Source organism: Marisediminicola sp. UYEF4 (genome assembly GCF_040546025.1).
GTDB lineage: Bacteria > Actinomycetota > Actinomycetes > Actinomycetales > Microbacteriaceae > Marisediminicola.
In genome coordinates this window covers 1-11,205 of the sequence record NZ_JBEPNA010000020.1, presented here as the reverse complement: position 1 = coordinate 11,205, position 11,205 = coordinate 1, and the positions used below count along the sequence as shown (strand labels likewise).

Sequence of the window (11,205 nt, the reverse complement as noted above, 5' to 3'; positions counted from 1 at the left end):
GTGATGACCGCACCCGCTCCCGCCCAGGCCCGTCCCGTCCGCATTGGGGTGCAGATCGCACCCCAGCACGCGCCCTACGAGGTGATCCGCGACACCGCCGCGGCTCTCGAGGACGCCGGGGTCGACATCCTGTTCAACTGGGATCACTTCTACCCCCTGTCGGGTGAGCCCGACGGGCTGCACTTCGAGTCGTGGACGATGCTCGCGGCGCTCGCCGAGCAGACCAGCAGCGTCGAGCTGGGCGCGCTCGTCAACTGCAACAGCTACCGCAACGCCAACCTCCAGGCCGATATGGCCCGCACGATCGACCACATCAGCGCCAAAGGGGGGACCGGCCGCTTCATCTTCGGCACAGGATCCGGCTGGTTCGAGCGCGACTACGACGAGTACGGTTTCGAGTTCGGCACCGCGGGCACGCGGCTCAACGCCCTCGCCCGCGATCTCCCGGTCATCGAGGACCGCTGGGGCAAGCTCAATCCGCCCCCGACCCGCGACATCCCCGTTCTGATCGGCGGCGGCGGCGAGAAGAAGACGCTCAAGATCGTTGCGACGCACGCCGACATCTGGCACAGCTTCGCCGACGTGCCGACGCTCGAGCACAAGCTCGGGGTGCTCGAGGGCTGGTGCGGCGAGGTCGGCCGCGACTTCGCCGCGATCGAGGTGTCGAACGAGCTCCGCAACCGCACGACTTCGACGGCCGACGAGCTGCTCGCGCTCGGAACGACGCTCTTCACGCTCGGCCTCAGCGGCCCGAACTACGACCTCGCCGCCGTGCACGACTGGCTCGCCTGGCGCGACGAGAAGAACGCCGCCGCCGCGGCCTGATCGACCGTCTCGCCCACAGTGCACTTGCCCCCTAAAGGGGGGCTGTTGGTAGAGTAGGAGTGAGTTCGCCGCCTCCTAGCCCCCGGGGCTCCTCTCGAGGCGATGTCGGACGACATCTCACTTCAACCACCCAAAGGACGAAATGAGTAGTGCAACACGCGACGATACCGGCACGCCCGGATTGGCAGATTCACCTCAAACACCGGCAGCAGACACGAAGACCCGGCTGAACAAACCGGTCTTCTTTGGGTCGTCTATCGGTATCCTCGGCATTCTCCTGTGGGTGATCGTGGCACCCGACAGCGCGACCGACGTCATTGGCACTCTTGTCGGCTGGGTGTCCACCAACCTCGGCTGGTACTACATCCTCCTCGTGACTCTCGTCGTCGTCTTCGTCGTCGTCGCCGCCCTCTCACGGGTGGGTCGCACGCGGCTCGGCCCCGACCATTCCCGCCCCCAGTTCAGCATGTTCACGTGGACCGCGATGCTCTTCGCCGCCGGTATCGGCATCGACCTCATGTTCTTCTCCGTCGCCGAACCGGTCACCCAGTATTTGGCGCCGCCGACCGGTCCCGGCGAGACCGTCGAGGCAGCGCGGCAGGCGATCGTCTGGACGCTCTTCCACTACGGCATCACCGGGTGGGCCCTCTACGCGCTGATGGGCCTGGCATTCGCGTACTTCGCCTACCGTCACAACATGCCGTTGAGCATCCGCTCCGCCCTTTACCCGATCTTCGGGAAGAAAGTCCATGGACCCATCGGCGACACCGTCGACATCGCGGCGATGCTGGGCACGATCTTCGGCATCGCGACGACGCTCGGCATCGGAGTGGCGCAGCTGAACTTCGGGCTGAACTTCATGTTCGGACTGCCCGAGAACCTTGCCTTCCAAGCCGCACTCATCGGACTCGCCGTGGTGATGGCGGCGATCTCCGTCGTGTCTGGTGTCGAAAAGGGCATCCGTAGGCTCGCCGAGCTCAACGTGCTTCTCGCCATCGGCCTCATGCTCTTCGTGCTCGTGGCCGGGGCGACCAGCTTCCTGCTCGACGCGATCGTGCTCAACACGGGAGACATGCTGAGTCGATTCCCGGCGCTGACGCTCGAGACCTTCGCCTACGATCGCCCCGACGCGTGGCTGAGCGGCTGGACGCTGTTCTTCTGGGCTTGGTGGATCGCCTGGGCGCCGTTCGTCGGGCTGTTCCTCGCCCGGATCTCCCGCGGACGCACTATCCGGGAGTTCGTGCTCGGCACGCTCGTCGTTCCCTTCGTTTTCATCCTCGTCTGGATCTCGATCTTCGGGAACAGCGCCCTGGAGATCGTCATGGGCGGCAACTCCGAATTCGGCGAGGTGGCGATGAACACCCCGGAGCGGGCCTTCTACTCGCTGCTCGCCGAATACCCCGGAACCCCGATCACCGCCGCGATCGCGACGTTCACCGGGCTGCTGTTCTATGTGACGTCGGCCGACTCCGGCGCGCTCGTCATGTCGAACTTCACCTCCAGGCTCAAAGGCACAGAGACCGACGGGCCCAAGTGGCTGCGCCTGTTCTGGGCGATCACCACCGGTGCGCTCACCCTCGCGATGCTCGCCGTCGGTGGAATTCCGACACTGCAGAACGCGACGATCATCATGGGGCTGCCGTTCTCGGTGGTCATCATCTTCATCATGCTCGGCCTCTACCGCGCGCTCAAGGTCGAAAAATCCCTCACCGAGAGCTACCAGTCGAGCCTGCCAGGACTCCTGTCGGGTCGCGCGGGGGACTCCGGCCGCGGACGAAACTGGCGCCAGCGACTAGCGAAGGCGATGAGCTACCCCACAGCTCGCCAGGCCGAGCGCTTCGTCGCGAACATCGCCAGCCCGGCCCTGCGAGAGGTCCACGAGGAGCTCGTCGCCCAGGGGGCCGACGTCACCCTCACCGAGGGAATAGTCAACGAGTACAAGATTCCGCACATCGAGCTTCTTGTGTCGATGGGGGAGGAACGCGGCTTCCAGTACGAGATTCGCCCCGTGCGATATGACACCCCATCCTTCGCAGTGCGGGCCGCTTCGGCCGAAGACAGGTACTACCGCATGGAGGTCTTCTCCCTCGAGGGCAGCCGCGGCTACGACCTCCTCGGCTACACCAAAGAACAGGTCATCGCCGATGTGCTCGACCATTACGAGACGCACCTCGAATTCCTGCACCTCAACCGCGAGGAACCGGGAAACACGGCAGTGACGGCCGGCTGAGTGGCACCACATCCACAATTGACGCAGCACCGGAGGCACCAATGAGCACTACATCCACCCTTTTCATCGACGGAGAATGGGTCGCCTCAGCCGATGGCGGCACCCGTGAGATCCACTGCCCGGCAGACGGCGAGCTCGTCGGACTCGTGTCCGAAGCGACAACGGCCGACGTCGAGGCCGCCATCGCCGCCGCGCGCGCTGCGTTCGACCGCGGCGACTGGTCGGCCCTGCCCGCCCCCGAGCGCGGCGACTTCCTGCTGCGCGTCGCGGCGGGGCTGCGCGAACGGAAGGACCAATTCGCGCGCGCCGAAACGCTCGACACCGGGAAGCGCCTCATCGAGAGCGAAATCGACATCGACGACATAACCGCCTGCTTCGCCTATTTCGGCAAGCTTGCGGGGCAGGATGCCGGTCGGATCGTCGACGCGGGCACGAGCGACGTCGTGAGCCGCATCCAGTACGAACCGGTCGGCGTCTGCGGGCTCATCTCGCCGTGGAACTACCCGCTTCTCCAGGCGGCATGGAAGATCGCCCCCGCGCTGGCCGCCGGCAACACGCTCATCCTCAAGCCGAGCGAGCTGACACCCCACACAGCGATCCTTATGATTCAGCTTCTGCACGACCTGGGACTCCCGCGCGGCGTCGCGAACCTCGTGCTCGGCGCGGGCGCCGTCGCGGGGGCGCCCCTGTCGAGCCACCCCGACGTGGACATGGTCTCGTTCACCGGCGGGCTCCAGACCGGAAAGGTCATCGCCGCCTCCGCGGCCGCGACAGTCAAGAAGGTCGCGCTCGAGCTCGGCGGCAAGAACCCCAACGTCATATTCGCCGACGCCGACTTCGACGCGGCCGTCGACAACGCGCTCAACGGCGCATTCGTGCACTCCGGCCAGGTGTGCTCGGCCGGTGCGCGACTGGTCGTCGATGCGGCCATCGCCGATAGATTCGTCGACGAACTCGTGCGGCGTGCCAACCTCATCCGCCTCGGCGGCCCATTCGACTCGGATGCCGAGACCGGACCGCTCATCTCGGCCGCCCACCGCGACAAGGTGACCGCCTACGTCGCGAAGGGTGTCGCAGAGGGGGCGCGCCTCCGCTGTGGCGGCACCTGGGGCGAGGGAGAACTCGCGAAGGGCTTCTACTACACCCCGACCGTTCTCGATCAGGTGCAGCGCGGGATGTCGGTCGTCGTCGACGAGGCGTTCGGGCCCGTCGTCACGGTCGAGACCTTCGAGACCGAAGACGAGGCCGTCGCGATCGCGAACGACACGGTGTACGGTCTCGCGGGCGCCGTCTGGACGCAGGATGCCGGTCGTGCCCAGCGCGTCGCGAATCGCCTCCGTCACGGAACGATCTGGATCAACGACTACCACCCCTACCTGCCGCAGGCCGAGTGGGGCGGCTTCGGTCAGTCCGGAGTCGGTCGCGAACTCGGCCCGACGGGCCTGGCCGAATACCAGGAGGCCAAGCACGTCTACCAGAACATCAACCCCCAGGTCACGGGCTGGTTCTCCGGAACCGATCTGGCCACGAAGGGCACCCCATCGACTCCTCAGCAGTGACCCAGACCGAGTTCGACTATGTCGTGATCGGCGGCGGTTCGGCGGGCGCCGCCGTCGCCGCGCGGCTCAGCGAAGACCCTGCAGTGCAGGTCGCCCTCATCGAGGCGGGTCCCGACGACCGTGGCCTCGATGCCATCCTGCGCCTCGACCGCTGGATGGAACTGCTCGAATCCGGCTACGACTGGGACTACCCGATCGAGCCGCAGGCCAACGGCAACTCGTTTATGCGTCATTCCCGCGCACGGGTGATGGGCGGATGCTCGAGCCACAACTCCTGCATCGCGTTCTGGGCGCCGGCGGAAGACCTCAACGACTGGGCCACGAAGCATGGGGCAGACGGGTGGGACGCGGCAAGCTGCTTCCCCTTTTATCAGCGGCTCGAGACCAACGAAGACCAGGATGAGCACCACGGCCACGATGGACCGGTGCACCTCATGAACATCCCCGCGACCGACCCATCCGGCGTCGCCCTGCTCGACGCGTGCGAGCAGGCGGGTATCCCGCGCACCCGGTTCAACTCGGGGCACACCGTGGTCAACGGCGCAAACTTCTTCCAGATCAACCGGCAGGCCGACGGCACGCGCGCCTCATCATCGGTCTCCTACATCCACCCGATCGCGGACCGGGCGAACTTCACCCTCCTGACCGAAATGCGTGCCCGAGAGTTGCGGTTCGACGCGAACAACCGGTGCACCGGCGTTGACGTCGTCGACTCGGGCTTCGGCAGGACCACCACGATCACCGCGCGCATCGAGGTCATTCTCTCGGCCGGCGCGATCGACTCGCCCAAGCTGCTGATGCTGTCGGGCATCGGGCCGGCGGACCAGCTGCGGGAGCACGGCATCCCCGTTCGCGTGGACGCCCCCGGAGTCGGCGAGAACCTTCAGGACCACCCGGAGGGCGTCATCCAGTGGGAAGCCAAGAAGCCGATGCCGACGACCTCGACCCAGTGGTGGGAGATCGGGATCTTCACCACCACAGAGGAGGGCCTCGACCGCCCTGACCTCATGTTCCACTACGGCAGCGTGCCGTTTGACATGCACACGGCCCGCCAGGGGTACCCGACGACCGAGAACGGCTTCTGCCTGACCCCGAACGTCACCCACGCCCGCTCGCGCGGAACGGTGACGCTCCGCAGCCGGGACTACCGCGACAAGCCCAAGGTCGACCCGCGGTACTTCACCGACCCGCACGACATGCGGGTGATGATCGCCGGCATCCGTACGGCACGGCAGATTGTCGGGCAGAGCGCGATGTCGGAATGGGCGGGGGAGGAGCTCTACCCCGGCGTCGAGGTGCAGACCGAGGAGCAGATCGCCGCGTACATCACGGCAACCCACAACACCGTCTACCACCCCGCGGGGACAGTGCGGATGGGTCCCGTCGACGACGCGATGTCTCCGCTCGACCCGCAGCTGCGGGTCAAGGGCGTGACAGGGCTGCGTGTCGCCGACGCCTCGGTGATGCCGGAGCTCACGACCGTGAACCCCAACATCACGACGATGATGATCGGCGAGCGGTGCGCGGATCTCGTCGCGGCCGACCGCCGGGCCTCCGTCGCGCACTAGCGGGACGGAACGCGCCGAGTGTGCTCCTTCGCGCCGAGAGTGCCGATTCGTTTGGGCACGCTCGGCACGAACAGGCACAGTCGGCGCCGCGGGCCGTGAACGGCCCGCGCTAGCCGAGGCCGTCGCGCAGTTCCTTCACGAGGGAGGCGACGACGGCCTTCAGGCTGCCGCCTGCCTCTTCGGCGACGCGGAGCTGGCGCTGGTAACTCGCGCCGCCCTCGAGGACAACGGTGACGTCGGCGAGCTCCTCGAGGCAGCCCAATCGTGCGGCAACCGGTTCGAGGCGCACGACGAGATCGCGCAGGTCGTCCCTCACCGGACGCTCGTTGCCGGCGGCATCCTCGATCACGATCGCATCCAGCCCGTAGCGCGCGGCGCGCCACTTGTTCTCGCGCACGAACCACGCCGGCATCGTCGCAATCTCCTCGCCGCGGTCGAGTGCCGTCGACAGCTCCTCGACGAGGCACTGGGTCAGGGCCGCGATCGCCCCGACTTCCTGTGTGGTCGCGAGGCCGTCGGAAACCCGCATCTCGAGGGTTCCCCAACGGGCGGAGGGGCGGATGTCCCAGCGGAGCTCGTTGTAGTGGTCGATGACCCCGACGTGGAGCATGTCGTCGACCATGGCCTCGTAGTTCGCCCAGGCCCCGAATTGCGGCGGCAGCCCAGCGGTCGGCAACTGCTGGAACAGCATCGCCCGGCTCGACGCGTAGCCGGTGGCCTCGCCGGCGAAGAACGGGCTTGAGGCCGACAGGGACTGGAAGTGCGGCAGCCACTTCAGCAGTCCGTTCATGATCGGCATGATCTTGTCGCGGTTCTCGATCCCGACGTGAACGTGGACCCCCCAGATCATCATCTGCCGCCCCCACCACTGGGTGCGGTCGATGAGGGTCTGGTAGCGCTCCTTGTCGGTGACCTGCTGCATGAACCACTGGCTGAACGGGTGCGTTCCGGCGCACATCAGCTCGACTCCCATCGGGTCGGCAACCTCCCGCACGGCATCGATCGTGCGCGACAAGTCCGCGACCCCATCGGCGACCGTGCGGTGAACCCCCGTCACGACCTCGACCGTGTTGGTGAGCAGCTCAGCGGTGATGTGCGGGTTCTCGAGGCCGTCGGGCAGCTCGACCGCTCCGAGGATCTCGGGCGCGGCCGGCGCGAGTTCGCCACTAGCGTGGTCGACGAGCGCGAGTTCCCACTCGATGCCGAGCGTCGAGCGTTCGGACTTCGCGAAGTCGATCTGCACGGTTCCACCTCCGTCAGGGGTGCGCCGCTACCGGGCGCGCCTCTCCCTATCTTGCACCGGCGCGAGGACGATGTGTCCGATTTCTGCGCGGGGCCGGACGCGGATGCGGATAGCGTTGCCCCGTGACCCTCCGAGCGCCCGTGCAGCCTGTTCGACCCGTCGGCGGCATCCCCCCGCTCGTGCTCCTCGCCATCCTCGTCACGATCCTCGCCTGGGCGAGCGCCTTCATCGTCATTCGCGGCGTCGGCCCGCACTTCTCGGGCGGGGGACTTGCGCTCGCGCGGCTCCTTGTGGGGTCGCTGCTGCTCGGTCTCCTGCTCATCGGCCGCCGCTGGGTCGCGCCGACCCGCCGGGAGTGGCTGTTGATCACCGGGTTCGGCGTCGCCTGGTTCGGGGTCTATAACGTCGCGCTCAACATCGCCGAGCAGACCCTCGACGCGGGGACGACCGCGATGATCGTCAACATCGGCCCGGTGCTCATTGCGCTCGGCGCGGGGGTGTTCCTCGGCGAGGGCATCGGCAAGTGGCTCGCGATCGGCGCTGGCGTCGCGTTCGCCGGCGTTCTCATGATCGGGTTCGGCTCGGGCGGAGGCCGCCTGGGCGACGGGTCGGGGGTGCTCTGGTGCCTCGCGGCGGCGGTCACCTATTCGATCGGGGTGCTGTTGCAGAAGCCCGCCCTCCGGCGGCTCCCGGCGGCACAGGTCACCTGGCTGGGCTGCACGATTGGCGCGGTCGCGTGCCTGCCGTTCGTTGGGCAGATGGCGGCCGACGTGCGCGATGCTCCAGCATCCGCCATCGCCGGCGCGATCTATCTCGGGGCCGTGCCCACCGCGCTCGCCTTCAGTACCTGGGCTTATGCGCTCTCCCGCATGCCGGCGGGCCAGCTCGGCATCTCGACCTACGTGGTTCCGCCGCTCGTCATCGTGCTCGGGTTCTTCGTGTTCGCAGAGGTGCCGACGGTGCCCGCGATCGTCGGGGGAGCGGTGTGTCTCACCGGAGTCGCCCTGTCGCGGCGCCGCTCGCGCGTGCTCTGACGGCATATTGATCGGCGTGTTCCCGTGCGCGCCGATTCTCTGACAGAATGGTCAGTCGAGTCCTCGCATGCCCGACCCTCTAATCAGGCGGCGAAGGATTCCCTCAGAGCTCGTGTCGAGTGTGCCCCCACGCTCACGCCATCAGTTCAACCACTCAAGAAACCTCAGGAGAATTGTGGCTGTAAAGATTCGTTTGAAGCGCATGGGCAAGATCCGCGCTCCTTACTACCGTATCGTCGTCGCCGATTCGCGCACCAAGCGCGACGGCCGTGCCATCGAAGAGATCGGCATCTACCACCCCACGCAGGAGCCCTCGGTCATCGAGGTCAAGTCCGACCGCGTGCAGTACTGGCTCGGCGTTGGCGCTCAGCCGACCGAGCAGGTCGCCGCGCTGCTGAAGCTCACGGGTGACTGGGGCCGCTTCAAGGGCGACAAGGACGCCGTGAGCACCGTCAAGGTCGCGGAGCCGAAGGCCGTCTTCCAGGTCGACGAGAAGAAGAAGGCGGTGCTCAAGCCCAAGGCCGAAGCTCCCGCCCCGAAGGTCGAAGAAGCGCCCGTCGCCGAAGCCGCCGAGGCTTCCGACGAGACCGCCGCACCCGAGGCTGACGCTGCAGCGTCGGCCGACGCCGACAAGGCGTAGCCAATGCTGGCCGGAGCGCTCGAGCACCTCGTCAAGGGGATCGTCGATCACCCTGACGACGTGCAGGTCGTAGAGAAAAACTCCCCGCGCGGCGACGTCCTCGAGGTGCGAGTGCACCCCGAGGACCTCGGTCGTGTGATCGGGCGCGCCGGCCGCACCGCGAAGGCGCTCCGCACTCTCGTCTCGGCGATCGCCGATGGCAAGCGAGTACGCGTCGATGTGGTGGATACCGATTTCTAGTCAGACCCCCACAGGCCAGACGCAGCTGCGGGTCGGGCGCCTCACAAAGGCGCACGGGCTCAAAGGTGCGATCAAGGTCGAGCTGTACACGGATGACCCGGAGCGAAGGTTCGCTCCGGGATCCGTGTTCCAGTTGCAGGTACCCACCTCGTCGCCCTGGCACGGGAAGACCCTCGAGCTCATCGAGCTCAAGTGGTACAACAGCCACGCTGTCGCATTCTTCAAGGACGTGCCCGACCGCTCAGCGGCCGAGGCGCTCATCAAGGCAATCCTCTGGGTCAACCAGGACGTCGCCGAATCTCCGGCCGAGGACGATGCCTGGTACGACCACCAGCTCGTGGGCCTCGCGGTCATGCGCGATGGCGTCAAGGTCGGCGTCGTGAGCCGCGTCGACCACTTCCCTGCCCAGGACCTGCTTCTCGTCATGACCGAGTCGGGCGCTGAGGTGCTCGTCCCGTTCGTGAAGGCGTTCGTTCCCGCTGTCGATGTCAAGGCTGGAGTCGTGACGGTGACCCCGCCGCCGGGCCTCTTCGAGGAACTGCCCGAGGAGGAACTGCCCGACGTGGAGCTCCCCGACGACGTCTCGACGACCGAGGATGATCAGACCCCCGAGGCGACCCTCTAGGTGGAAGCAATGCGCATCGACATCGTGACGATCTTCCCGGAGTTCTTCTCGGTGCTCGACGTCTCCTTGCTCGGCAAGGCCAGGCAGGCCGGACGTATCGGGCTGGGCGTGCACGATCTGCGCGACTACGCCTACGACCGCCACCGCACAGTCGACGACACCCCGTACGGCGGGGGAGCGGGCATGGTCATGCGGCCGGAGCCGTGGGGTGACGCGCTCGACAACATCCTCTATGCCAGCGAGGCGCGCGGCGTCGCCGAACCCGTCATCATCTTCCCGTCGCCGGCGGGCGAGCTCTTCACGCAGGCGACGGCGCAGGAGCTCGCGGCCGAACGCCAGCTGATCTTCGGATGCGGGCGTTACGAGGGCATCGACCAGCGCGTCGTCGACTACGCGTCCACCCGTGCGCGGGTGCGTTTGGTGAGCATGGGCGACTACGTGCTCAACGGCGGCGAGATCGCGACGATGGCGATGATCGAGGCGATCGGCCGCCTCATCCCCGGTGTCGTCGGCAACCCCGCGAGCCTCGTCGAAGAGAGCCACTCCGATGGGCTGCTTGAGTATCCGAGCTACACCAAGCCAGCCGCCTGGCGTGGCCTGGAGGTGCCCCCGGTGCTGCTGAGTGGCAACCACGGCGCGATCGCGGCATGGCGCCGGGAGCAGCAGCTCGAGCGCACCCGCCGGGTGCGCCCGGATCTGCTTCCGCCGGCTGTGTAGAGGTCGGCCGGGCTGGTTTCTACCGGAGCGGCTCGGTTCTCGGCGGCGTCTGCTCCTCCACAGGCACCTCTCCTCCCCACCTACTGTGGACAAATACTTATCCCCATCAGCCATTTCCCATTTCGAAAGTGTGTTCGAAGTGGGAGAATTGTGGCATGGAACAGCTCCCGAACACGCTCCGCGAGACCGCCGACACGGTCGCCGCGCTCGGGGCGTCCGCCGGGGAGTTCACCGCGCTGGACAACGCGTCGCTGTTCGCCGCCCAACGCTCGGTCACCTCGTTGCGCCGGGCCGCGAATACCTACGCGGCGTGGATCGCGGCGGCGATCGCGAAGCATTCCGACCGGGCCCTGGGCCATGCGGGAATGGCGATCAGTGCCGGGTTCGTCAGTGCGGAGGCGTTGATCCAGTCGATCTCCGGCAGCACCAGGGCCGAGGCCGCGAAACTGGTCCAGGTCGGCACGATGCTCGCCGAGACCGAAGCCGCCGCAGCGTTCGCGGAGACTGCAGCGTTCGCGGAGGCG

General features: G+C 67.1%; 10 protein-coding genes and 1 pseudogene. 10 read left to right on the top strand and 1 reads right to left on the bottom strand.

The annotated features are described in order from the left end of the window. The first annotated feature begins 3 nt into the window (after positions 1 to 3). The 4 genes from ABIB15_RS13710 to ABIB15_RS13695 all read left to right on the top strand — a co-directional run bounded on the left by ABIB15_RS13710 (position 4) and on the right by ABIB15_RS13695 (position 6,182). Positions 4 to 825, top strand: a complete 822-nt coding sequence (locus tag ABIB15_RS13710) for an LLM class F420-dependent oxidoreductase (RefSeq protein ID WP_354479729.1) — start codon at positions 4 to 6, stop codon at positions 823 to 825. A 142-nt stretch (positions 826 to 967) separates the two neighbouring features. Next, a complete protein-coding gene (betT, locus tag ABIB15_RS13705) occupies positions 968 to 3,055 on the top strand; it encodes a choline BCCT transporter BetT (RefSeq protein ID WP_354479727.1) in 2,088 nt (695 codons plus the stop codon). Positions 3,056 to 3,096: 41 nt separating this feature from the next. After that, positions 3,097 to 4,614, top strand: a complete 1,518-nt coding sequence (locus ABIB15_RS13700) for an aldehyde dehydrogenase family protein (protein ID WP_354479725.1) — start codon at positions 3,097 to 3,099, stop codon at positions 4,612 to 4,614. Then, entirely contained in the window at positions 4,611 to 6,182 is a 1,572-nt protein-coding gene (locus ABIB15_RS13695) for a GMC family oxidoreductase (protein WP_354479723.1), read from the top strand. Before ABIB15_RS13700 ends, ABIB15_RS13695 begins: the two co-directional genes overlap by 4 nt. 109 nt (positions 6,183 to 6,291) lie before the next feature. On the opposite strand, the gene ABIB15_RS13690 is transcribed toward ABIB15_RS13695, so the two are convergent. Next, a complete protein-coding gene (locus ABIB15_RS13690; RefSeq protein ID WP_354479720.1) occupies positions 6,292 to 7,425 on the bottom strand; it encodes a glutamate--cysteine ligase in 1,134 nt (377 codons plus the stop codon). 122 nt (positions 7,426 to 7,547) lie between these two features. On the opposite strand from ABIB15_RS13690, the gene ABIB15_RS13685 reads away from it, so the two are divergent. From ABIB15_RS13685 to ABIB15_RS13660, 6 genes and pseudogenes are all read left to right on the top strand, one after another. Continuing rightward, entirely contained in the window at positions 7,548 to 8,459 is a 912-nt protein-coding gene (locus tag ABIB15_RS13685; RefSeq protein ID WP_354479717.1) for a DMT family transporter, read from the top strand. Between the two features lie 175 nt (positions 8,460 to 8,634). Further along, a complete protein-coding gene (gene rpsP, locus ABIB15_RS13680) occupies positions 8,635 to 9,099 on the top strand; it encodes a 30S ribosomal protein S16 (RefSeq protein WP_354479716.1) in 465 nt (154 codons plus the stop codon). Positions 9,100 to 9,102: 3 nt separating this feature from the next. Then, a complete protein-coding gene (locus ABIB15_RS13675) occupies positions 9,103 to 9,339 on the top strand; it encodes an RNA-binding protein (RefSeq protein WP_354479713.1) in 237 nt (78 codons plus the stop codon). Then, on the top strand, positions 9,317 to 9,964 hold the full coding sequence (gene rimM, locus ABIB15_RS13670; protein WP_354479812.1) for a ribosome maturation factor RimM: 648 nt from the start codon (positions 9,317 to 9,319) through the stop codon (positions 9,962 to 9,964). The genes ABIB15_RS13675 and rimM overlap by 23 nt, the downstream gene beginning before the upstream one ends. Positions 9,965 to 9,973: 9 nt before the next feature. After that, the gene (trmD, locus tag ABIB15_RS13665; RefSeq protein ID WP_354479711.1) at positions 9,974 to 10,681 is read left to right on the top strand and encodes a tRNA (guanosine(37)-N1)-methyltransferase TrmD; all 708 of its coding nucleotides are present in this window, start codon (positions 9,974 to 9,976) and stop codon (positions 10,679 to 10,681) included. Positions 10,682 to 10,836: 155 nt separating this feature from the next. Next, a pseudogene (locus ABIB15_RS13660) lies at positions 10,837 to 11,205 on the top strand (hypothetical protein); the annotation flags it as partial.

Excerpts from the sequence above, each read along its gene's own strand:
- ABIB15_RS13710 (WP_354479729.1), top strand. The coding sequence starts at position 4 with ATGACCGCACCCGCTCCCGCCCAGGCCCGTCCCGTCCGCATTGGGGTG.
- betT (WP_354479727.1), top strand. The coding sequence starts at position 968 with ATGAGTAGTGCAACACGCGACGATACCGGCACGCCCGGATTGGCAGAT.
- ABIB15_RS13700 (WP_354479725.1), top strand. The coding sequence starts at position 3,097 with ATGAGCACTACATCCACCCTTTTCATCGACGGAGAATGGGTCGCCTCA.
- ABIB15_RS13675 (WP_354479713.1), top strand. The coding sequence starts at position 9,103 with ATGCTGGCCGGAGCGCTCGAGCACCTCGTCAAGGGGATCGTCGATCAC.
- rimM (WP_354479812.1), top strand. The coding sequence starts at position 9,317 with ATGTGGTGGATACCGATTTCTAGTCAGACCCCCACAGGCCAGACGCAG.
- trmD (WP_354479711.1), top strand. The coding sequence starts at position 9,974 with ATGCGCATCGACATCGTGACGATCTTCCCGGAGTTCTTCTCGGTGCTC.